This is a genomic window from Rhodococcus sp. C26F, assembly GCF_053345925.1.
This window is the reverse complement of sequence record NZ_JBKFBA010000008.1, coordinates 75,029-97,676: the sequence shown is the minus strand read 5'-3', so window position 1 is coordinate 97,676 and position 22,648 is coordinate 75,029. Positions and strand designations below refer to the sequence as shown.

The following is a 22,648-nucleotide window of genomic DNA, read 5'->3' as shown; positions in this document are numbered from 1 at the left end:
AGTTGTCAGGGGGTGACGATCGCAAAATCCGGATCGGGTTCGTCCAGCACGCTCACCAATGTCGCGAACGCGCCTTCCGTCCCATCGACGGTGATGCTGCCGTCCGCCACGAGTGGCGTCGGGTCGGCGCCGCCGAGCAGTACCGCGACGAGCAGCGATCGGGTCAGGGTGATGGTGGTGTCCGGGGCGGGCAACGATCCGTCGGTGTCGAAGTGCACCAGGAGTCCGTTGCGAAGCTGCGTGCGATGCACGACATTCTCGTCGGTGAAGTTCCAGTCGATCGTCAGCGTCGTCGACCATGCCCGCGGACCGTCCACACGCAGTGCGAGCGCGTCGAAGATCTGCTCGATCGAGAGCGCACCGACGATGTCCGGAGCGGCCGTGACGGTCGGCGTGCCGATCGCACCGTGGCGCAGTTCGTAGGCGCCCATGAGGAAGAAGTTCCGCCAGGTGCCGTTCTCGGAACCGAAGCCCAGTTGTTCGAGCGCGTCCGCCTGCAGCGCCTTGGCTTGCGCGTTGTCGGGGTCCGCGAAGATCACGTAGTTCAGCACCTGCGCGACCCAGCGGAAGTCGCCGTCCGCGAAGGAGCGGCGGGCCTTCTCCAGGACCTGATCGGCGCCGCCCATGAACTCGATGTGCCGCTTCGCCGAGTCGACGGGAGGGTGCTCCCACAGGTGGGCCGGATTGCCGTCGAACCAGCCCATGTATCGCTGGTAGATCGCTTTGACGTTGTGACCGACACTGCCGTAGTAGCCGCGCGTGTGCCACACCTTCTCGATCGCCGGTGGCAGTTCGATCGACTCGGCGATCTCGATTCCGGTGGCCCCTTTGTTGATCGCCCTCAGCGTCTGATCGTGCAGGTAGCCGTACAGGTCGCGCTGGAGGGACAGGAATTCGGTCAGTCGCTCGGTGTCCCAGGTCGGCCAGTGGTGCGAGGCGAACAACACGTCGGAGCGGTACGCGAACCGGTTGATCGACTCCGTCAGATACTGCGACCACACGTGCGGATCACGCACCAGCGCCCCGCGCAGCGTCAACAGATTGTGCAGCGTGTGGGTGGCGTTCTCCGCCATGCAGAGCGCCCGCAACTGCGGGAAGTAGGAGTTCATCTCCGCCGGGGCTTCGGTGCCGGGTGTCATCTGGAACTCCATCTCGACCCCGTCGACCGTTTCCGTCTGACCCGTGTGCTCGATGTCGACCGTGGGAGCGATCAGAGTCGGCGTGCCGGTCGAGGTCGTCTGCCCCAGTCCTGCACCGACCGCACCGCGCGCACCTCGCGGCAGCGCCGCCCCGTACATGTAGGCGGCCCGACGTCCCATCGCCGTGCCGGCATACACGTTCTCGGCAACGGCGTGCTCGACGAATCCGGCCGGCGCCAGGACCGGACACCGCCCGGCGGCGACGCCCTCGACCGTCGTGACACCCTTGGACGCCACCGAAGTGATCGATGTGGCTGTGGGTGTAGATCACCCCGGTGACCGGACGGTCACCGCGGTGCGCGCGATACAGCGCCAGACCCGCCGCAGCGGTCTCCGCGGAGATCAGCGGATCGATGACGATCACGCCGGTATCGCCCTCGACCAGCGTCATGTTCGACAGGTCGAGACCCCGCACCTGGTAGATGCGGTCGGTGACCTCGAACAACCCCTGCCGGGCGCACAGTCGCGACTGCCGCCACAGGCTCGGATCCACCGTCGGCGGACACTCCTCGTCGAGGAATGCGTACGAATCGCTGTCCCACACGACGTGGCCGTCGCTGTTCCTCACGATCCCGGGTTCGAGAGCGGCGATGAAGCCGCGGTCGGCGTCGTCGAAATCCCGGAGGTCCGAGAAGGGCAGTGATCGATCCGCGTGCGTGTTCCGGGCTGCGGTAACGGGCGTCTCGGCCGATGGGTCGGACATCGCGATCCTTCCGGGCGATCTGGAGGACCCGGCACAGCGTGGAGTGTCGAGTTCGTGATTTCCGTTCCTGTCCTCGACTGTATTTCTGCCGACGCTCACGGATCACGGCTTCCGCCCAGATCGATCGGCGGCAGCGAGTCCACTCGGAGTTCGCAAATCGGACAACAATTCTCGTTTCGGTCGGAAATCGGGCGTTCGGACTTGGCGATACGACCCGACATCGCGTATTAGTTGTGTCGCGTCATAAACCTGTGACGGGGGTCATGGTTTGACGCACATGTCGGCGGGGCAGCAGGGGGCCTCGCCACGAACTGCCCGGCGATCCGGGCGGAGGAAATGTGCCGATGCGTCCACCCATGTCGCCCACCGATTCGATGTTTCTCCTCGGGGAGTCCCGTGATCATCCGATGCATGTGGGCGGACTGATCCTTCTCCGGCCCCGCGAGGGCACGACCGCCGCGGATCTGGGAGCACTGTTCACCGCCGCCGCACAGGACGGCGAGGTCGCCCCCTTGTGGCGCAAGCGCGCGGTCCGTTCCCTGGGCACCTTCGGCCAGTGGGCCTGGGAGGAGGATGCGAACTTCGACCTGAGCTACCACGTACGACGCAACGCGTTGCCGCAGCCCGGCGGGCTCGACGAACTGTGGGATCTCGTCTCCCGGCTGCACAGCACGCTGCTCGACCGGAGCCGGCCGTTGTGGCAGATGCATGTCATCGAAGGTCTCGCGGACGGCCGGCTCGCCGTCTACACGAAGATCCACCATGCCCTCGCCGACGGCGTGGGCGCGATGAAGTTGCTGCGCCGCGCCCTGAGTCCGGACTCCGAGCAGACCGGCATGCCGGCACCGTGGGCGCCCTTCGACGCGCCGAGCCGCTCCCACTCGTCCGGGACCGCGCTCGATCTTCCCGAGGCCGCGATGCAGGCGGTGCGGACGGCGACGTCCGAGGTCACCGGCTTCGTGCCCGCGCTGGCCGGCACCGTGAACAGGGCGCTGCGCGGCGGTGGCGGATCGCTGTCGCTCGCCGCGCCGAACACCATGATCAACGTGCCGATCTCGGGGACGCGCCGGTTTGCCGCGCGCTCGTGGCCGCTGACCCGCCTGCGTGCCGTGGCGAGAGCGGCCGACGCGACCGTCAACGATGTCGTCCTGGCCATGTCGTCGGGAGCACTGCGCGCCTTCCTGAGAGAGCAGGGGGCGTTGCCCGACAAGTCGCTCGTGGCCATGGTCCCGGTGTGCCTGCGACCCGACAAAGATTGCGCCGGAAACGAACTCGGTGTCCTGATGGCTGATATGGGTACGGATCTCGCCGATCCGGCCGACCGGCTGGCCAGGGTGTCGGCATCGACGACGCAGGGCAAGGCCTCCATGCAGGGGATGTCCTCCCTGTCCCGGTTGGCGGCCAGTGCACTCGGCGTCGCGCCTCTGGCGGTAGGGATCCTCACCCGCAATCGTGCACTCCCGCGACCGCCCTTCAACGTCATCGTCTCGAACGTGCCGGGAGCTCCGGATCCGTTGTACTGGAACGGCGCTCGCGTGGATGCGGTGTATCCACTGTCCGTGCCGGTCGACGGTCAGGCACTGAACATCACGTGCACGAGTACCGACGATGCCATCGCTTTCGGACTCACCTCGTGCAGTCGCAGCCTGCCGCAACTGCAGCCGCTGCTCGACCACTTCGACGCGGCCCTCGAAGCGCTCGAGGACGCCTTCGACATCGTGCCGGTCACCGACGAGGCATCCGTCCGTGCGGGCTGACGCACGGGGTGGCCGTCCGTGCGGCCTGACGTACGGGATAGTCGCAGCGCACTCGTGTGCCCGAGTCGGACAACTGCCCCAGAAATCGCCGTTCTCGTGTGAGAAGGCACTCTGTTGGAGCACTATCGACCGATAGCGGTGTGCCCTCGGGATGCGTCGACACCGACACGGCAACTCGCGTCCCACTCCTCGCGGAGAGTAGGTCCGAATGCAGAAGCTGACACCGTTCTACGAGAAGGTGCAAACCCACTACGACCTGTCCGACGACTTCTTCGAACTGTTCCTCGACCCCACGCGCACGTACAGTTGCGCCTACTTCGAGCGCGACGACATGAGCCTCGAGGAGGCCCAGATCGCGAAAGTCGATCTTGCTCTCCGCAAGTGCGATCTCCGGCCCGGGATGACGCTGCTGGATATCGGCTGCGGTTGGGGCTCGACGATGATGCGGGCGGCGGAGCGATACGACGTGCACGTCATCGGTCTGACGTTGAGCCGCAACCAGTACGAACACGTGTCCGGTCTGCTCTCGGGCATGTCCTCCGGCGGCCGTACCGCGGAAGTGCGTCTACAAGGCTGGGAGGAGTTCGACGAGCCGGTGGACCGCATCGTCAGCATCGGAGCGTTCGAGCATTTCCGCCGACAGCGGTACGACACCTTCTTCGACCGCGCCTCTCGCATCCTGCCCGACGACGGCAGGATGCTGCTGCACACCATCGTGGGTCATTCCCGCGCCCAGCTCGAGGCGATGAAGGTGCCGGTCACCCGCGAGGACGCACTGTTCCTGCGGTTCATCATGAGGGAAATCTTCCCCGGAGGACAGCTCCCCGACCGGGATCTGGTCATCACCGGCGCACAACGCAACAGCTTCTGGGTGCAGAACATCGAGTCTCTGCAACCTCATTACGCTCGCACGCTCGACCTGTGGGCGCGAGCCCTCGAGGCGCGGCGCAACGACGCGGTGCGGATGGCCTCCGAGGAGGTCTACCAGCGATACATCAGGTACCTCACCGGGTGCGCCGCGAATTTCCGACGTCGCCTCATCGACGTCCAGCAGTTCACCCTCGTGAAGCAGCAGCACCGCTGAGGCTCGGTCCCGAGCGGGACCGGCGGCACAACGAAACCGGTGAGCCTGCACGCCGATCCGCTGCCCGGGTGGACAACGGATCGGCGAGGGGCAGATCAGTGCGAGCCGCGGCGCTTCTGCTGCAGCTTGGTGAGCATCTCCTTGGCCTTGCGCTGATTCTCGGGCTTGGCCGCTTCGCGTCGGGCGACCTGGATCGCCTTGACCACGGCGGCGCTTTTCATAGCCTTGCCGAACATTCCCATCGAGCACTCCTCCGCAGTGGCGTCACAACCTGTACCTCCACGATACGGATCCGCGGAAGGAACCACCCGTGCGCGTGATTCAGTTCGCCGCGTCGGCGATGCGACTGTTCGGCAGCTTCCAGCCCGGCCGCGGGAAGTGGCAGGTGTACCCGTTCGGGTAGTGCTGGAGATAGTCCTGGTGCTCGGGTTCGGCCTCCCAGAAGGTGCTCGCGGGAGTCACCTCGGTGACCACCGTGCCGGGCCACAGACCCGACGCCTCGACGTCGGCGATGGTGTCCACCGCGACCTGCTTCTGCTCGTCGTCGAGGTAGAAGATCGCAGAACGGTAGGACGCCCCGACGTCGTTGCCCTGCCGGTTCAGGGTGGTCGGATCGTGGATCTGGAAGAAGAACTCGAGCAGTGCCCGGTAGTCGGTGCGTGCGGGGTCGTAGACGATCTCGACGGACTCCGCGTGCCCCGGATGGTTGCGATAGGTGGGGTGATCGTTCTGCCCGCCGGTGTAGCCGACCCGCGTCGACACCACCCCGGGCTGCCTCCGGATCAGCTCCTCCATACCCCAGAAGCATCCGCCTGCCAGAATCGCCTTGCGTGTATCGGTCATTACGCCTCCTCGAGAGGTGGAACCGATACGACGGTCGCGACATTCCCGGCCCGCGCCCGCTCGTGGTCAGAGCACGAACACCGCCGCCCGTTCGGCGAGGTCGAGGACGGGTTGCGGCAGGATGCCGAGCAGCACCGTCGCCACCGCCGCGAACGCGATCGCCGCGCTCGTCGCCACGGTCGAGGTCGCGAGCCGCGGGGCGTCGTCGGTCGGGTCGGTGAAGAACATCAGCACGATCACCCGCACGTAGAAGTAGGCGGCGACCGCACTGACCAGCACACCGACGATCACGAGCGGAGCCGCACCCCCTTCGATCGCCGCACCGAAGACCGCGAACTTCGCGATGAACCCGCTGGTGAGCGGAATGCCCGCCAGCGACAGCAGGAACAGCGCGAACGCCCCGCCGAGCAACGGTGAGCGCCGCCCGACACCGGCCCAGCGCGACAGCTCCCACGCCTCGCCGTCCGGGTCGCGCACCAGCGTCACCACCGCGAACACACCGACCGTCCCGATCCCGTAGACGAGCAGATAGAACAGCGTCGACGACACCCCGGACGCGGTGCCGGCCACGACACCGGTGAGCACGAATCCGGTATGGCTGATCGCCGAGTACGCGAGCATGCGCTTGATGTCGTTCTGCGTCACCGCCAGAACCGCACCGACGATCATCGTCGCGATCGCGACGGCCCACAGGATCGGACGCCACTGGTCGGCGGAACCGGGAACCGCGACGTAGAGCACTCGCAGCAGTGCGCCGAATGCGGCGATCTTCGTCGCGGCGGCCATGAACGCCGTCACAGGCGTCGGCGCGCCCTGATAGACGTCCGGCGTCCACGAATGGAAGGGCACCGCTCCGATCTTGAAGAGCAACCCGACGGCCAGCAGACCCACCCCGACGAGCGCGGTGGTCTCGCTGCCCGCGCCGGTGTCGATGGCCAGGGCGATCCCGCCGAGGTGGACGGTCCCGGCGTAGCCGTAGAGCATTGCCACCCCGTACAGGAAGAACGCCGACGAGAACGCGCCCAGCAGGAAGTACTTCAGTGCTGCTTCCTGGGAGAGCAACCGCCGGCGCCGCGCCAGACCGCACAGCAGGTACAGCGGCAGCGACAGCACTTCGAGCGCGACGAACATCGTCAGCAGGTCGTTCGAGGCCGGGAACACGAGCATCCCGCCCACCGCGAACAGGAGGAGCGGGAAGACCTCGGTCCGTGCGCCGCCCGCCGCGAGCGCCTGCCGCTCGGCCGCGGTACCCGGAATCGCCGACGCCTGGGGCGCGAAAGCGTCGAGATGCGCACCGACCGCGGCGCGGGAAACCGATTGCGCGCGAACCTGTTCGATATTCCGTTCCGCGACGAGCGCAACCGACAGCACCGCCACGATCAGGACCGATCCCTGCAGGAACAGCGCCGGTCCGTCGATCACGACCGCCCCCGACAGGGTGGTCGCACGGGTTCCCGCGAGCATCACCACGGCGACGAACGCCGCCACGAGCGCGCCCGTCGTCAGGAGCACGTGGGCGAGGTAGCGTGCCGAGGCCGGCGCGAACGACTCGATCAGCACACCGACGACGGCGGCGGCGAAGACGATGAGGATCGGTGCGATCAGTCCGTAGTCGATCGCCGGGGCGGGAATTGATGCGGCAAGAACGACGATGCCCTCGGAGGGGTTCATTCGGCTTCACCTTCCTCGGAACCGTGCGCGGGAACACCACTCTCGGCGACGGGTCGCTCGGCGGGCACCACCGGTTCGGGCCGGGAGATGTCGATCGAGACGAGCGTGTCGTCGACCGCCGGGGTGATGACATCGAGCGCGGGTTTCGGATAGATCCCCAGAACGAGCAGCAACGCGATCAGCGGCGCGACCACCGCGACCTCACGAGGCACGAGATCGGAGAGCCTGCGGGCGTGTTCGGCAGCGCCGTTCCCGTCGTCACCGTCGTCCCCACCGGGCAGGCGCACGGGTCCGCCCATCATGCGCTGGTAGAGCCACAGCACGTAGAGCGCGGACAGCACGAGCGCGAGTGTCGCGATCACCGCGGCCACCTGGTAGCGCGGATAGGTGCCGACGAAGACGAGGAACTCGCTGACGAACGGCGCGAGCCCGGGCAAGGACAGGGTCGCCAGTCCGGCGACGAGGAAGGTCCCGGCGAGGACCGGAGCGACCTTCTGCACCCCGCCATAGGCGGCGATGGTGCGGTCTCCGCGCCGCGAGACGAGGAAACCGGCGATGAGGAACAGTGCGGCCGTGGAGATCCCGTGGTTGACCATGTACAGCGTCGAGCCGGCCTGCCCCTGCGAGGTCAGCGCGAAGATGCCGAGGACGATGAATCCGAAGTGCGAGATGGAGGTGTAGGCGATCAGGCGCATCACGTCGGTCTGACCGATCGCGAGCACGGCGCCGTAGACGATGCCGATGACGGCGAGGGTCACCACGATCGGCGCGAAGGTCACCGAGGCGTCGGGGAAGAGCTGCAGGCAGTAGCGCAGCATGCCGAAGGTGCCGACCTTGTCGACCACGGCCATCATGAGCACCGCCGCGACCGGCGTGGTCCGCACCGCCGCGTCGGGTAGCCACCCGTGCAGCGGCCACAGTGGAGCCTTCACCGCGAAGGCGACGAGGAAACCGAAACACAGTGCGGCGAGCACGGCGGGGGTCGCGTCGAGATCACCGGCGACGGCGGCGGCGGTGACGGTCCGGGCGTCGAAGGTGCCCACTCCCGCGGTCTCCCCCAGCCCGGACCGGGCGGTGACCACGTACAGGCCGATCAACGCGGCGAGCATCACCAGTCCGCCGAGCAGGTTGTACAGCAGGAACTTCACGGCGGCTCGTGCCCGGTCGGCACGCGGTGTCCCCGGCGAACCGAACCCGCCGATGAGGAAGTACATCGGGACGAGCATCGCCTCGAAGAAGACGTAGAACAGCAGGATGTCGAGGGCGGTGAACGACACGAGCACCATCGACTCGACGAGCAGGATCAGCGCCACATAGGTGTGCGCGGAGCGTGGGCGGGCCGCGCCGGCCTCCTCGTCGGCGGCGCGGTGATCGTGCCATCCGGCGGCCAGGAGCAACGGCACGAGCGCGGCGGTCAACAGGACCAGCACCAGGGCGATGCCGTCGACGCCGAGCCGGTAGCCGGCGCCGAACGAGGGGATCCAGTCGTGCGATTCGACGAACTGGAAACGCTCTCCCGCGCGGTCGAATCCGACGGCGACGATCACCGCGACCACCAGAACGGCGATCGACACCACCAGGGCGATCGACCGGGCGGCGGAACCGAGGCGTGCGGGCAGGGCCGCGATCACGGCGGCGCCGAGCAGCGGGAGCACCCACAGGATCGTCAACCAGGGAACGGTGGTCACCAGTACACCCCCATCACAGCGTCACCAGGACGAGCGCGCCGACCACGACGGTCGCGCCGGCGAACATGTACAACGCGTACGAACGGACGAAGCCGGTCTGCAGCCGGCGCAGTCCGCGCGAGAGCGCACCGATCCCGGTGGCGGCACCGGTGACCGAGCCGTCGATGCCGGTGGACTCCACGCCGTCCAGGGCGCGCACCAGACCCTGACCGGGACGCATGAACACCGCTTCGTTCACGGCGTCGCCGTAGAGGTCGCGACGCGCGGCGACGGTCAGCGCCGACACCGCTTCGGGTGCCGTCGCCGGGACCGGTGCGCGCACGTACTGCCGGTAGGCGACGGCGACACCGGCGAGCACGACCGCCAGCGTGACGGTGGTGACGAGCCAGACGGGCAGACCACCTTCGTGATGGTCGTAGCCGACGACGGGTTCGAGCCAGTGCTGCAACGCGCCACCGAACACCAGCAGACCGCCGGCACCGACCGAGCCCACGGCGAGGGCGATCATCGGCCAGGTCATCGAGGCCGGCGACTCGTGCGGGACGGCGTCGGGCGCCCATCGCCGGTCGCCGAAGAAGGTCAGGATCATCACGCGGGTCATGTAGAAGGCGGTCAGCCCCGCACCGAGCAGCGCGACGACACCGAGCACGATGCCTTCGACACCGCCGGCGGCGAAGGCCACCTCGATGATCTTGTCCTTGGAGAAGAAGCCGGCGAACGGCGGGATCCCGATGATCGCGAGGTACCCCAGCCCGAAGGTGGCGAAGGTGATCGGCATGACCGCGCGCAGTCCGCCGTAGCGGCGCATGTCGGTCTCGTCGTTCATCGCGTGCATCACCGAGCCGGCGCCGAGAAACAGTCCGGCCTTGAAGAAGCCGTGGGTGAGCAGGTGCAGGATCGCGAAGGCGTACCCGGCGGGACCGAGTCCGGCGGCGAGCACCATGTAGCCGATCTGGCTCATCGTCGACGCCGCGAGCGCCTTCTTGATGTCGTCCTTGGCGCAGCCGATGATCGCGCCGAAGAGCAAGGTCGCGGCACCGACGATCACCACCGCGAGTCGTGCGGCCGGTGCGGCGTCGAAGATCGCGTTCGCGCGGACGACGAGGTAGACACCGGCGGTGACCATCGTGGCGGCGTGGATGAGTGCGGAGACCGGGGTGGGGCCTTCCATGGCGTCGCCGAGCCACGACTGCAGTGGCAGCTGGGCGGATTTCGCGCACGCGGCCAGGAGCAGGCACAGGCCGATCGCGGTCACGGTGCCCTCGCCCGCCGCGGGTACCGCGGCGAAGACCGTGTCGTAGTCGAGGCTGCCGAAGGTCGCGAACATGATCATGAGGGCGACGAGCAGCCCCATGTCGCCGACGCGGTTGACGACGAACGCCTTCTTCGCGGCGGTCGCGGCGGTGGGCTTGTACTGCCAGAAGCCGATGAGCAGGTACGAGGCGAGACCGACGCCCTCCCACCCGAGGTACAGGACGAGAAAGTTGTCGGCGAGGACGAGCACCAGCATCGCCGCGAGGAACAGGTTCAGATAGGCGAAGAACTTCCGGCGCTCCGGATCGTGCGCCATGTAGCCGATCGAATAGAGGTGGATCAGCGAGCCCACGCCGGTGATGAGCAGTACGAAGCAGATCGACAGTGCGTCGAGCCGGAGTCCGAGATCGACCTGCAGTTCTCCGACCGGAACCCAGGCGAACACGGTCTGCTGCGCGAGCCTCTCACTCGCGTCGAGTCCGAGCAGTCCGGCGAACATGACGGCGCCGACGACGAACGAGGCGATCGCCGTGGCGCATCCGAGCAGATGTCCCCAGCGGTCGCTGCGCCGCCCGAGGAGCAGCAGAACGAACGCGCCGGCCAGGGGCAGTGCCGGTATCGTCCACAGCGCCGAGTTCAGGAACGAAGTCATGCCGCGTGTCCTCTCGGTTCGTCGTGGGCTCTCACACTCACCGTCCTCGTGGGGTCGTCAGTACTTGAGCAGGTCGGCGTTGTCGACGGAGGCGGATCGCCTCGTCCGGAAGATCGTCACGATGATCGCGAGACCGACGACGACCTCGGCGGCCGCGACGACCATCGTGAAGAAGGCGAACACCTGTCCGTGGAGGTTGCCGTGCATCCGCGCGAAGGTGACGAAGGCCAGGTTCGCGGCGTTGAGCATCAACTCGACGCACATGAACACGACGATCGCGTTGCGGCGCAGGAGAACTCCCACTGCGCCGATGGTGAACAGCAGCGCCGACAGGTAGAGGTAGTTCTCGGGGTTCATCGCCGATCCTTCCTCGCGTCGTCGCCGGGTTCGCGCAGGCCGAGTTCGGTGTGGTCCCAGTCGCGTCCGATGCGGCCGAGCAGCTCACCGACCGACAGTTCGGAGAACGATCCGTCCGGGAGCAGGGCCGGGACGTCGGCTGCGTTGTGGCGGGCATAGACACCCGCGGCCGGCAGCGGTGTGACCCGCTCTCCTTCGCGGAATCTACGTGCGGCGAGTTCGCGTTGGGTCTGCCTCGGCTGCAGGCGTTCCCGGTGGGCGAGCACCATCGCACCGACGGTGGCGGTGATGAGCAGCGCTCCGGTGAGTTCGAACGCCCAGACGTAGTCGATGAACAGCAGCACTGCCAGGCCCTCGACGTTGCCGCCGGCGTTGGCGGCGTCGAGTCCCGCGAAGCCGGAGACCGCGGTGTTCCCGATGCCACCGATGAGCATCACCGCGAAGCCGATCGCCACGACGATCGCGAGAACGCGCTGTCCCTTGATGGTTTCGACGAGGGAGTCGGCGGAATCGATACCGACGAGCATGAGCACGAACAGGAACAGCATCATCACGGCGCCGGTGTAGACGACGACCTGCACCACACCGAGGAACAATGCGTCCTGCGCGATGTAGAAGACGGCGAGCACGATCATCGTCATCGCGAGGAACAGCGCCGAGTACACGGCCTTCGGGGCGACGACGACACCGAGCGCCCCGAGTACCGCGACGGCACCGAGGATCCAGAACTGCACGGCCTCCCCGGTAGAGGTCGTGGTGAGTTCGGCGGCGAGCAGGGCGGTGGTCACCGACTCTCCTCCCCGTCGGCCGCGGACGCGTGTTCCGGGACGGGGATCGTGCCCCGGTAGTAGTCCTCGTCGGTGGCGCCGGGCGCCATGGGATGCGGCGGTGGCTGCATCCCGGGTTCGAGCGGGGCGAGCAGGCGGTCCTTCTCGTAGATCATGTCGGTGCGGTTGTCGGCGGCCATCTCGTACTCGTTCGTCATCGTCAGCGCGCGGGTCGGGCACGCCTCGATGCACAGTCCGCAGCCGATGCATCGCAGGTAGTTGATCTGGTAGACGCGCCCGTACCGTTCGCCGGGCGAGTACCGCTCCTCGTCGGTGTTGTCGGCGCCCTCGACGTGGATGGCGTCGGCGGGGCATGCCCACGCGCACAGTTCGCAGCCGATGCACTTCTCGAGTCCGTCCGGATACCGGTTGAGCTGGTGGCGTCCGTGATAGCGGGGGGCGGTGGGTCTCTTCTGCTCCGGATACTGCTCGGTGTTGGGTTTCTTGAACATCGTCGTGAGCGTCACACCGAAACCGGCGAGCGGGCCGCGGAATTCGACCATCACGATCCTCCTGGGAGACGACCCGCCGGGGCCGGCGGACTCGATCGGGTGCTCGACCGAGCAGGTAGTGGCGGCACGGGGAAGCCCCCGGCCATCGCGTCGAACTCCTCGTCGACGCCGGCGGGTGGTTCCGTCGCCTGTGCGATGCGCCGGGTCCGCCGCCCCTGCAGGGTGAGGTAGGCGAACAGCAGGGCGGTGGACAGCACGCCGGCGACGATGAGGCTCGCGGTGCCGGGCAGGACGTCGTCGGTGTCGAGGATGCGCAGCGCGGCCACGATCATCACCCACACCACCGAGACGGGAATGAGCAGTTTCCAGCCCAGGGCCATGAACTGGTCGTAGCGCAGTCGCGGCAGGGTGCTGCGCAGCCACACGAAGACGAACAGCACGACCCACACCTTGATCACGAACCACAGCAGCGGCCACCAGCCCGAGTTCGCGCCGCTCCACAGTGTCAGCGGCCACGGCGCGTGCCAGCCGCCGAGGAACAGGGTGGTCGCGAGCGCGGAGACGGTGACCATGTTGACGTACTCCGCGAGCATGAACATCGCGAACCGCAGCGACGAGTACTCGGTGTGGAAACCGCCCACCAGTTCGCCCTCGGCCTCGGGCAGGTCGAAGGGAGCGCGGTTTGTCTCCCCCACCATCGACACCGAGTACACCAGGAAGGACGGCAGCAGCAGCACGACGAACCACAGGTCGTTCTGCGCGGCGACGATGCCCGAGGTCGACATCGTGCCCGCCTGCAGGAAGACCGCGGCGAACGCGAGTCCCATCGCGATCTCGTAGGAGATGACCTGCGCGGTCGAGCGGAGACCACCGAGCAGCGGATAGGTCGAACCCGAGGCCCAGCCGGCGAGCACGATGCCGTAGACGCCGACGGAGGTGATCGCCAGGACGTAGAGCACCGCGACGGGAAGATCGGTGAGCTGCAACGGCGTCCGGTTCCCGAGGATCGACACCTCCGGCCCGAAGGGAATCACCGCGAACGCCATGAACGCCGGGGCCGTCGCGATGATCGGGGCGAGCATGTAGATCGGCTTGTCCACCCCGGTCGGGATGATGCCTTCCTTGAGCGCGAGTTTCAGGCCGTCGGCGACGGTCTGGAACAGTCCCTTCGGTCCCACCCGGTCGGGTCCGACCCGCATCTGCATCCAGGCCATGATCTTGCGTTCGGCGAGGATCATCACGAGGGTCGTCAGGACGAGGAACGCGAAGATGGCCACGGCCTTGACGACGACGAGCCACCACGGGTCTATGCCGAACATCGACAGGTCCACGGGCTGCTGGGCGGTGACGCTCATCGCGGATCCTCCTCGTCCGATCCGGAACCCGTCGTGGCGGCGGCCCGGATCCGCACCACATCACCGGCGGTGACACCGAGATCGGCGTGCACCATCGATCCCGGCGAGGCGGTGGGCAGCCAGACCACGCGCTCGGGCAGGTCGTCGACCACCAGCGGCAGAGTGATCGAGCCGCGCTCGGTGGAGACGGTGAGCGAATGATGGTCGGCGGCGCCGATCTCCGCGGCAGTCGCGGCCGACAGACGGGCGACGGTTTCGTGCGCCGTTCCGGCGAGGTGCGGTTCGTCGTCCTGCAACCGGCCCGCGTCGAGGAGCATCCGCCAGGTGGCGAGGACCGCTTCCCCGAGAACGGGGCGTCGCGCAGGTCGCGGGGTCACTTTCGGCGACTCGGGGACGGTGCCCCTCCATCGTCCGAGCTCCGCGAGTTCGTGGCGCAGGGTCTCGACGTCGTGGGGGCCGGGAGCGTCGAGACCGGCGTCGAGGTCCATCGCGTCGGCGATCGCCGCGAGCACCCGGTGGTCGGGCAGTGCTCCGGTGTCGCGGAGCGCGATCGGGAAGGCACGTTCGCGTCCCTCCCAGTCGAGGAAGCTCCCGGCCTTCTCTACCACCGGCGCGACGGGGAAGACGACGTCGGCGCGGTCGGTCACCGCGCTGCGTCGCACTTCCAGACTCACGACGAATCCGGCGCCGTCGAGACCGGCGAGTGCGGCATCGGGATCGGGCAGGTCGGCGGGGTCGATGCCGGCGACCACGAGCGCATCCACGTCACCCTCGGCGGCGGCGGCGAGGAGGGCGACGGTGTCGCGGCCCGGCNCGGCCGGGAGGCCCCACGCCGACTCGACGTCGCGCCGGGCCTGCGGGTCACCGACCGGGCGACCGCCGGGCAGCAGTGTCGGGAAGGCGCCGGCTTCGAGGGCTCCGCGATCACCGGCGCGGCGCGGGATCCACGCGAGGCGGGCTCCGGTCTCGTCGGCGAGGACCGCGGCGGCGGACAGCGTGCCGGACGAGGCTGCGGCCCGCTCCCCCACCAGCACGATCGCACCGGGAGCCCGGAGCGCGGCCGCGGCGTCGGCGGATGCGCCGGTGCGGATCGCGTCGAGCACGCGTGCCTCGTCGCCCGGGACGCACTGTTCGACCCGCCCCGACAGCTTGTGGACGCTGCGCGAGGCGAACGGTGCGATCGTGAAGACCTGCAGCCTGTTCCGCCGGACCGCCTTGCGCAGCCGCAGGAAGACGATCGGCGACTCCTCCTCCGGCTCGAATCCGACGAGGAGCACCGCGGGCGCGCGGTCGAGGTCGCGGTAGGTGACGTCGAGACACCGTCCGGCGACCCTCGAGGCGAGGAAGTCCGTCTCCTCCTCCGACAGGGCTCGGCTACGGAAGTCGATGTCGTTGGTGCCGAGCGCCGTTCGCGCGAACTTCGCGTACGCGTAGGCGTCCTCGACGGTGAGCCGGCCACCGGTGAGGACTGCGGCTCTGCCGTGCGCCGCCGCCAGCCCGCGCGCAGCCACGCCAAGCGCCTCGATCCACGATGCGGGAACGAGCGCTCCGGTGTCGTCGCGGACGAGCGGCGTGGTGAGGCGGTCGTCGGCGGTGGCGTAGGTGAACGCCCAGCGTCCCTTGTCGCAGTTCCATTCCTCATTGACCTCGGGGTCGTCCCCGGCGAGTCGGCGCAGCACGGCTCCACGACGGTGGTCGGTGCGCTGGGCACAGCCGCTCGCGCAGTGTTCGCACACACTCGGCGTGGAGACCAGATCGAACGGGCGGGCGCGAAACCGGTAGGCGGCGCCGGTGAGCGCGCCGACCGGACAGATCTGGACGGTGTTGCCGGAGAAGTACGACTCGAACGGTTCCTCGGTGTAGATGCCGACCTGCTGCAGCGCCCCGCGGTCGAGCATGTCGACGAACCGGTCGCCCGCGACCTGGTCGGCGAAGCGGGTGCACCGCGCGCACAGCACGCAGCGTTCGCGGTCGAGGAGCACCTGCGAGGAGATCGCAATGGGTTTCGGGTAGGTGCGTTTGGTGTCCTCGAACCGGGACTCGGCGCGTCCGTTGGACATCGCCTGGTTCTGCAGCGGGCACTCGCCGCCCTTGTCGCACACCGGACAGTCGAGCGGATGGTTGATGAGCAGCAGTTCCATCACGCCGCGCTGGGCCTTGTCGGCCACCGGTGAGGTGAACTGGGTGCGCACGACCATCCCGTCGGTGACCACCGAGGTGCACGAGGCGAGCGGTTTGCGCTGGCCCTCGACCTCGACGAGGCACTGGCGGCACGCACCGACCGGTTCGAGCAGCGGGTGGTCGCAGAACCGCGGGATCTGGACCCCGATCAGTTCGGCGGCGCGGATCACGAGAGTGCCCTTGGGCACGGCGATCTCGGTGTCGTCGATGGTGACGTTCACGAGGTCGGTGGTCTCGGACTTCTCCGCACCGGCACCGGACACTGCGGTCATCGCTCGCCTCCTTCCGCGGGGGCGTCGGCGGCGAGCGTCGACAGGTGCGGGTCGAACGGGCAGCCGCCGTGCTCGAAGTGGGCGACGTATTCGTCGCGGAAGTACTTCAGTGACGACGTGATCGGGCTGGTCGCGCCGTCCCCGAGCGCGCAGAACGCCCGGCCGAGGATGTTGTCGGAGATGTCGAGCAGCTTCTCCAGATCGGCCTCGGTGCCCCGGCCGTGTTCGAGCCGCTCGAGGATCTGCACGAGCCACCAGGTGCCCTCGCGACACGGGGTGCACTTGCCGCACGATTCGTGGGCGTAGAACTCGGTCCAGCGCAGCACCGTGCGGACGACGCAGGTGGTCTCGTCGAAGATCTGCAGGGCCCGGGTCCCGAGCATCGACCCGGCGGCGGCGACGTTCTCGTAGTCCAGGGGGACGTCGAGGTGTTCGTCGGTGAAGATCGGGGTCGACGAACCACCGGGTGTCCAGAACTTGAGCCGGTGGCCGGCGCGCACACCTCCGGCGTAGCCGAGCAGCTCACGCAGCGTGATGCCGAGCGGGGCCTCGTACTGGCCGGGGGTGGTGACGTGCCCGGAGAGCGAGAACATCGCGAATCCCGGTGATTTCTCGGTGCCCATCGAGCGGTACCAGTCCACTCCGTTGCGGATGACGAGCGGGACGTTCGCGATGGATTCGACGTTGTTGACCACGGTCGGGCATGCGTACAGCCCGGCGACGGCGGGAAAGGGCGGGCGCAGGCGTGGTTGGCCGCGCCGACCCTCGAGGGAGTCGAGCAGCGCCGTCTCCTCACCGCAGATGTACGCGCCCGCACCGGCGTGGACGACGAGTTCGAGGTCGTATCCGGAGCCGAGGATGTCGCCTCCGAGACAGCCGGCCTCGTAGGCCTCCGCGACCGCGGCGTGCAGACGCCGCAGGACCGGGACGGCTTCTCCCCGCAGGTAGATGAACGCGTGCCGGGCGCGGATCGCGTAGGCGGCGATGATCACGCCTTCGACGAGGGCATGCGGGGTGGCCAGCATGAACGGGATGTCCTTGCAGGTGCCCGGCTCGGATTCGTCGGCGTTGACGACGAGATAGTGCGGCTTGTCGTCGCCCTGCGGGATGAAGGACCACTTGGTTCCGGTGGAGAATCCGGCGCCGCCGCGACCGCGGATCCCGGAATCCTTGACTGCGGCGATGACCGCATCCGGGTCCATGCCGAGCGCGATGGGCAGGGCTTCGTATCCACCGTGCCGCCGGTAGGCGTCGAGGGTCCACGCCTGTTCCTCGTCCCAATAACGGGTGAGTACGGGGGTCAGACCCGTCGGTGATTTCCCGACGGCGACGACGGCCTCGTCCTTCTCCGGTGGTTCCGGTGCCCGCATGTCGTGCTTGCGGGCGACCTCGAGCCCGGCGAGGGAGGCCGGCCCGGCGGTACCGGCGGCCTCGAGCGCACCGGGCCGGTCGTCGGGGATCCCCGCGAGCAGGCGTGCGGTGTCGCGGAAGTTGCGCAGCGGGGCGCCGCGCGTCGGTGCGGGTGTGCCGCCGGCGAGCAGGTCGTCGACGAGTTCGATCGCGGAGTCGACAGTGCGATTGTCGAACAGTTCCCAGTCGACGGTCATCACCGGGGCGTAGTCGCACGCCGCGTTGCATTCGATGTGTTCGAGGGTGATCGCGCCGTCGGCGGTGGTCTCGTCGTGTCCGATGCCGAGCCGGGTGCACAGGGCGGAGAAGATCTCGTCGCCGCCCATCGTCGCGCACAGCGCGTTCGTGCACACCCCGACGTGGTGGCGGCCGGTCGGCGAGCGGCGGTACATGGTGTAGAAGGTCGAGACGGCCGCGACCTCGGCGCCGGTGAGCCCGAGCCGCCGGGCGCAGAACTCGATGCCGGCCGGCGTGATGTACCCGTCCTCCGCCTGCACGAGGTGCAGCAACGGCAGCAGCGCCGATCGTGGCTGCGGGTAGCGCGCGACGATCCGGTCGGCGTCGGCGTCGAGACGGGCACGCACGTCGTCGGGATAGCGGTGCGGTGCGTCGGGTGGGGTGAGATAGGTGTCCTCGTCGGGTCGCGGCCCGAGCGGGACGAGGACGCGTTCGCGTCCGGCCGGTTCGGTCATCGGCACGGCGGCAGTGGTCTCGCTCGTGGCCGCGGTGCCGGTGGTCTCCGCGCCCGCGGCGCGCACGAATTCGGTGCTCATCGGTCCACTCCCCCCATCACCGGGTCGATGCTGGCGACGGCGGCGATCACGTCGGAGACCATGCCGCCTTCGCACATCGCCGCGACGGCCTGCAGATTCGTGAACGACGGGTCGCGGTAGTGCACGCGGTAGGGGCGGGTGCCGCCGTCGCTGACCATGTGGACGCCGAGTTCGCCGCGTGGCGATTCGACGCCGATGTAGACCTGTCCCGCCGGGACGCGGATGCCTTCGGTGACGAGCTTGAAGTGGTGGATCAGGCCCTCCATCGACTCACCCATGATGTGGCGGATGTGGTCGGGCGAGTTGCCGAGTCCGTCCGGTCCGAGTTGCAGTTTCGACGGCCAGGCGATCTTGCCGTCCTGCACCATCACCGGTCCGGGGCGGAGCCGGTCGAGGCACTGCTCGACGATCTTCAACGATTCGCGCATCTCCCCGATCCGGACGAGATAGCGGGCGTAGCAGTCGGATCCCTCAGCGGTGACGACGTCGAACTCGTAGGTCTCGTACCCGCAGTAGGGTTCGGCGCGACGCAGGTCGTAGGGCAGGCCGGTGGATCGCAGGATCGGTCCGGTGACGCCGAGGGCCATGCAACCGGTGAGATCGAGGCAGCCGATCTCGCGGGTGCGCGAGATGAAGATGGGGTTGTCGGTGAACAGGGCTTCGAGGTCGGCGAGGCGGCCGGGCAGCAGGGCGAGCAGGTCGCGGATCATCGGCACGGCCTCGTCGGGCAGGTCCTGGGACAGTCCGCCGGGCCGGATGTAGGAGTGGTTCATCCGCAGTCCGGTGATCGTCTCGAAGACGTCGAGGATCAGTTCGCGTTCGCGGAAGCCGAACAGCATGGGCGTGGTCGCACCGAGTTCCATGCCGCCGGTGGCCAGCGCCACCAGGTGTGAGGAGATGCGGTTGAGTTCCATCAGCATCACCCGCAGGACCTGCGCGCGGTCGGGGACGAGATCCTCGATGCCGAGCAGTTTCTCGACGCCGAGGCAGTAGGCCGTCTCGTTGTGGAACGGGGCGAGGTAGTCCATGCGGGTAACGAAGGTGACGCCCTGGGTCCAGTTGCGGAATTCGAGGTTCTTCTCGATTCCGGTGTGGAGATAGCCGATTCCGCAGCGGGCCTCGGTGACGGTCTCGCCGTCGATCTCGAGGATCAGGCGCAGTACTCCGTGGGTGGACGGGTGCTGGGGTCCCATGTTGACGACGATGTGGTCCTCACCGCTGTCGCGTACGGCAGCGGTGATGTCGTCCCAGTCGCGTCCGACGGCGTCGAAGACGGTCTCGGTCGCGGGTTCGCTCATCACGTGTACGCCCTCCGTTCGTCGGGTGGCGGGATCCGGGCGCCCTTGTACTCCACCGGGATTCCGCCGAGAGGGTAGTCCTTGCGTTGGGGATGTCCGCGCCAGTCGTCGGGCATCTCGATGCGGGTGAGCGCGGGGTGCCCGTCGAAGACGATTCCGAAGAAGTCGTAGGTCTCGCGCTCGTGCCAGTCGTTCGTCGGGTAGATGCGGTAGAGCGACGGGACGTGCGGGTCGCTGTCGGGGATCGCGACCTGGAGCCGCATCCGGCGGTTGTGGGTGATCGAGACGAGCGGATACACCGCGTGCAGTTCGCGGCCCGTCTCCTGCGGGTAGTGCACCCCGCTGACCCCGAGGCACAGCTCGAAGCGGAGGTCCGCATGGTCGCGCAGGGTGCGGGCCACGAGCGGCAGATGTTCGCGGCGGACGAAGACGGTCAGCTGGTGGCGGTGCACGACGACCTTCTCGACCGCCTGCGCGTAACTCACCCCGGTGTCGCCGGACCGCTCGTCGAGGACGTCCTCGAGCGTGTCGACGAGGCCGTCGAGGTACCCGCCGTAGGGACGCTCGGTGCTGCCGGGCAGCGTCACCCGGCGCACGAGGCGGCCGTAGCCGCTGGTGTCGCCGGATCCGCGCACACCGAACATGCCGCGCCGCACGGCGATCACCTCGTCGGGGCGGTCCTCGTGGTCGGATCCTGTCCGTTCGAGATCGGTCATCGCGGCGGCACCGTCAGTTCGATGAGGGGGCGTTGGGCCAGGGCCGCTTCCTCCGCGGCGCGGATCGCCTCCGCCCGGTTCACACCCAGGGGCATCTGCGCGATCTTCTCGTGCAGGGTGAGGATGGCGTGCAGGAGCATCTCGGGCCGGGGCGGGCAGCCCGGAAGGTAGATGTCGACGGGGACGACGTGGTCGACCCCCTGGACGATCGCGTAGTTGTTGAACATCCCGCCCGACGAGGCGCACACGCCCATCGCCAGCACCCACTTCGGTTCGACCATCTGGTCGTAGACGCGGCGCAGTGCGGGGGCCATCTTCTGGCTGACGCGGCCGGCGACGATCATCACGTCGGCCTGTCGCGGCGAGGCCCGGAAGGCCTCCATGCCGAAGCGGGCGATGTCGTAGCGGCCGCCGGCGGTGGCCATCATCTCGATGGCGCAGCACGCGAGCCCGAACGACGCCGGCCACAACGAGCCCTTGCGTGCGAAACCGGCGAGGGTCTCGACGGTGCTGAGCAGGAAACCGCTGGGGACCTTCTCCTCGATGCCCATCGCCCTCACCTCCCCCGGAATCGGGCCGGGCACCCGATGCCCGGCCGTCCGCTCGCGGAACCCGTTCGTATGCAGGACATCCCGTCGTGCATGCGGGTCGTCAGTCCCATGTCAGGCCTCCTCGTTTCCACTCGTAGGCGTAGGCGACGAAGACGTTGAACATGAACAGCGCCATCGCTGCCAGACCGAAGACGCCGAGTGCGTCGAAATGGACCGCCCACGGGTACAGGAAGACGATCTCGATGTCGAAGATGATGAACAGCATCGCGGTGAGGTAGTACTTCACCGGGAAGCGGCCACCTCCCACCGGCTGGGGCGTGGGGTCGATACCGCACTCGTACGCATCGAGCTTGGCGCGGTTGTACCGGCTCGGGCCCGCGAGGCTCGCCACCGCGACGGAGAAGACCGCGAAGGCAAGCGCGATGCCACCGAGTACCAGGATCGGTACGTAAGCGTTCATGCGACCTCCGGTTGCTCGCGCGAATCCGGCCGCGGGTCTGCTCGTCGCCCGCGAACCCACCCCCGCCGTGCACCGGGCGGTTCCGCCCCGGCTCCGGGTTGTGAGTTACGGCACACACTAGTGCTGTTCGCGTCGGACTTGTCGCGATTTCACGCCCTCGATCCGAGGCGGCGTGTCGGGCTGCTCCACAACCGGAAGGAGAGTAGATTCTCCGGCCCCGCATACGAGTTCGCAACCGGGCGGTCGCGCGCCGGAAGGGTCAGGAGGGGCGGGAGCGAGGGGTGAGCAGAGCGAGGACCTGCCGGCCGAGCCGGATCGGGTCGACGGGATGACGCAGCGCCACCTCGGCGCCCGACCAGCGGGCGAGCCATTCGTCGTCGGCCCGGGCGATCAACACGATGATCGGTGGGCACGAGTCGAGTTCGTCCTCGAGTTGCTTCGCGAGACCCATGCCGCCGGCGGGGGCGGATTCACCGTCGAGCACGGCGAGTGCGATGTCGCCGGCGTGCATGCGTTCGACGACGACCGGCGGTGTCGCGACCTCGACGTAGTCGAGTGGAGGCAGGTCCGGGTGCAGGCGGGTACCGAGGGCATCACGAACCTGTTGCCGCACGGTTGCATCGTCGCTGTAGACGAGGATGCGCAGCGAGTCGGTCACGGGCAAGATGCTAACCGAGCACACCCGCCCGTCCGGGGAACCCGCGTGTCGCGGTGGCGCCGCGACATCGGCGGGCCGGGACGAGCTCAGGATCCGCTACCGAGCGGATGCCACCGCTCGCGGATCTCGGGACGGATGGCCGTCTCCGTCTCGTCGTCGTGGATGATCGAGGCGGGCGCAATCATCAGGTGCGCCAGCACGATGCATGCGCCGGTGAGCATGGCGAATGCGGCACCGATCAGATACGACCCGGTGAACACCGCAGCCAGGAATCCGATCGTGAGCATTCCCGTGAGCGCGATGATCGCGAGAATCCGCCGATTCGAGCGTGGCATCGAATCGGACCTCTTGTCCGTGGATGCAACCATGAGCATCTCCGTTCCTCCCCGGAACGACGCATCCCGTACCCCCGCATCCACTCATCGTTCCCGGTCGACGAATCGTCGGTGATGAGCGAACCCCCGCGGTGGCCGAGTGCGGCCGTCCC

19 protein-coding genes and 1 pseudogene are annotated in these 22,648 nt (G+C 68.2%); 2 read left to right on the top strand and 18 right to left on the bottom strand.

Annotated elements, in window-relative coordinates:
* Window positions 1-5: 5 nt before the first annotated feature.
* Window positions 6-1,902 (bottom strand): annotated as a pseudogene (locus ACLBYD_RS12050) (alkyl/aryl-sulfatase).
* A 344-nt stretch (window positions 1,903-2,246) separates the two neighbouring features.
* On the opposite strand from ACLBYD_RS12050, the gene ACLBYD_RS12045 reads away from it, so the two are divergent.
* Both ACLBYD_RS12045 and ACLBYD_RS12040 read left to right on the top strand, forming a co-directional pair.
* The gene (locus tag ACLBYD_RS12045; RefSeq protein WP_447816606.1) at window positions 2,247-3,659 is read left to right on the top strand and encodes a WS/DGAT/MGAT family O-acyltransferase; all 1,413 of its coding nucleotides are present in this window, start codon (window positions 2,247-2,249) and stop codon (window positions 3,657-3,659) included.
* A gap of 208 nt (window positions 3,660-3,867) precedes the next feature.
* Window positions 3,868-4,743 carry a cyclopropane mycolic acid synthase family methyltransferase gene (locus ACLBYD_RS12040; RefSeq protein WP_447816605.1) on the top strand — a complete coding sequence of 292 codons (876 nt, stop codon included), beginning with the start codon at window positions 3,868-3,870 and terminating at the stop codon, window positions 4,741-4,743.
* 95 nt (window positions 4,744-4,838) lie between these two features.
* On the opposite strand, the gene ACLBYD_RS12035 is transcribed toward ACLBYD_RS12040, so the two are convergent.
* The 17 genes from ACLBYD_RS12035 to ACLBYD_RS11955 all read right to left on the bottom strand — a co-directional run bounded on the left by ACLBYD_RS12035 (window position 4,839) and on the right by ACLBYD_RS11955 (window position 22,529).
* Window positions 4,839-4,985 (bottom strand): hypothetical protein, encoded by a 147-nt coding sequence (locus tag ACLBYD_RS12035; protein ID WP_197483238.1) that lies wholly within the window; start codon window positions 4,983-4,985, stop codon window positions 4,839-4,841.
* A 79-nt stretch (window positions 4,986-5,064) separates the two neighbouring features.
* Window positions 5,065-5,586, bottom strand: a complete 522-nt coding sequence (msrA, locus tag ACLBYD_RS12030; RefSeq protein ID WP_447816604.1) for a peptide-methionine (S)-S-oxide reductase MsrA — start codon at window positions 5,584-5,586, stop codon at window positions 5,065-5,067.
* Window positions 5,587-5,652: 66 nt separating this feature from the next.
* A complete protein-coding gene (gene nuoN / locus ACLBYD_RS12025) occupies window positions 5,653-7,257 on the bottom strand; it encodes an NADH-quinone oxidoreductase subunit NuoN (RefSeq protein ID WP_447816603.1) in 1,605 nt (534 codons plus the stop codon).
* On the bottom strand, window positions 7,254-8,945 hold the full coding sequence (locus ACLBYD_RS12020; protein ID WP_447816602.1) for an NADH-quinone oxidoreductase subunit M: 1,692 nt from the start codon (window positions 8,943-8,945) through the stop codon (window positions 7,254-7,256). The genes nuoN and ACLBYD_RS12020 overlap by 4 nt, the downstream gene beginning before the upstream one ends.
* A gap of 13 nt (window positions 8,946-8,958) precedes the next feature.
* Window positions 8,959-10,851: an NADH-quinone oxidoreductase subunit L gene (gene nuoL / locus ACLBYD_RS12015; RefSeq protein ID WP_447816601.1), complete on the bottom strand. Its 1,893-nt coding sequence runs from the start codon at window positions 10,849-10,851 to the stop codon at window positions 8,959-8,961.
* Window positions 10,852-10,908: 57 nt separating this feature from the next.
* A complete protein-coding gene (gene nuoK, locus ACLBYD_RS12010) occupies window positions 10,909-11,208 on the bottom strand; it encodes an NADH-quinone oxidoreductase subunit NuoK (RefSeq protein ID WP_006554035.1) in 300 nt (99 codons plus the stop codon).
* Entirely contained in the window at window positions 11,205-11,996 is a 792-nt protein-coding gene (locus ACLBYD_RS12005; protein ID WP_217579708.1) for an NADH-quinone oxidoreductase subunit J, read from the bottom strand. Before ACLBYD_RS12005 ends, nuoK begins: the two co-directional genes overlap by 4 nt.
* The gene (gene nuoI, locus ACLBYD_RS12000) at window positions 11,993-12,538 is read right to left on the bottom strand and encodes an NADH-quinone oxidoreductase subunit NuoI (RefSeq protein WP_064061995.1); all 546 of its coding nucleotides are present in this window, start codon (window positions 12,536-12,538) and stop codon (window positions 11,993-11,995) included. Before nuoI ends, ACLBYD_RS12005 begins: the two co-directional genes overlap by 4 nt.
* Window positions 12,538-13,842, bottom strand: a complete 1,305-nt coding sequence (gene nuoH, locus ACLBYD_RS11995; protein WP_447816600.1) for an NADH-quinone oxidoreductase subunit NuoH — start codon at window positions 13,840-13,842, stop codon at window positions 12,538-12,540. The genes nuoI and nuoH overlap by 1 nt, the downstream gene beginning before the upstream one ends.
* Window positions 13,839-16,295 carry an NADH-quinone oxidoreductase subunit G gene (locus ACLBYD_RS11990; protein ID WP_447816599.1) on the bottom strand — a complete coding sequence of 819 codons (2,457 nt, stop codon included), beginning with the start codon at window positions 16,293-16,295 and terminating at the stop codon, window positions 13,839-13,841. Before ACLBYD_RS11990 ends, nuoH begins: the two co-directional genes overlap by 4 nt.
* Window positions 16,292-18,478, bottom strand: a complete 2,187-nt coding sequence (gene nuoF, locus ACLBYD_RS11985) for an NADH-quinone oxidoreductase subunit NuoF (RefSeq protein ID WP_447816598.1) — start codon at window positions 18,476-18,478, stop codon at window positions 16,292-16,294. Before nuoF ends, ACLBYD_RS11990 begins: the two co-directional genes overlap by 4 nt.
* Entirely contained in the window at window positions 18,475-19,776 is a 1,302-nt protein-coding gene (locus ACLBYD_RS11980) for an NADH-quinone oxidoreductase subunit D (RefSeq protein ID WP_447816597.1), read from the bottom strand. Before ACLBYD_RS11980 ends, nuoF begins: the two co-directional genes overlap by 4 nt.
* Window positions 19,776-20,492: an NADH-quinone oxidoreductase subunit C gene (locus tag ACLBYD_RS11975; RefSeq protein ID WP_447816596.1), complete on the bottom strand. Its 717-nt coding sequence runs from the start codon at window positions 20,490-20,492 to the stop codon at window positions 19,776-19,778. Before ACLBYD_RS11975 ends, ACLBYD_RS11980 begins: the two co-directional genes overlap by 1 nt.
* Entirely contained in the window at window positions 20,489-21,043 is a 555-nt protein-coding gene (locus ACLBYD_RS11970) for a NuoB/complex I 20 kDa subunit family protein (protein ID WP_059381031.1), read from the bottom strand. The genes ACLBYD_RS11975 and ACLBYD_RS11970 overlap by 4 nt, the downstream gene beginning before the upstream one ends.
* A 100-nt stretch (window positions 21,044-21,143) precedes the next feature.
* A complete protein-coding gene (locus tag ACLBYD_RS11965; protein WP_016935086.1) occupies window positions 21,144-21,503 on the bottom strand; it encodes an NADH-quinone oxidoreductase subunit A in 360 nt (119 codons plus the stop codon).
* Window positions 21,504-21,762: 259 nt separating this feature from the next.
* On the bottom strand, window positions 21,763-22,167 hold the full coding sequence (locus tag ACLBYD_RS11960; RefSeq protein WP_081314660.1) for a response regulator transcription factor: 405 nt from the start codon (window positions 22,165-22,167) through the stop codon (window positions 21,763-21,765).
* 80 nt (window positions 22,168-22,247) lie between these two features.
* Entirely contained in the window at window positions 22,248-22,529 is a 282-nt protein-coding gene (locus ACLBYD_RS11955; RefSeq protein ID WP_238588679.1) for a hypothetical protein, read from the bottom strand.
* Between the last annotated feature and the right edge of the window lie 119 nt (window positions 22,530-22,648).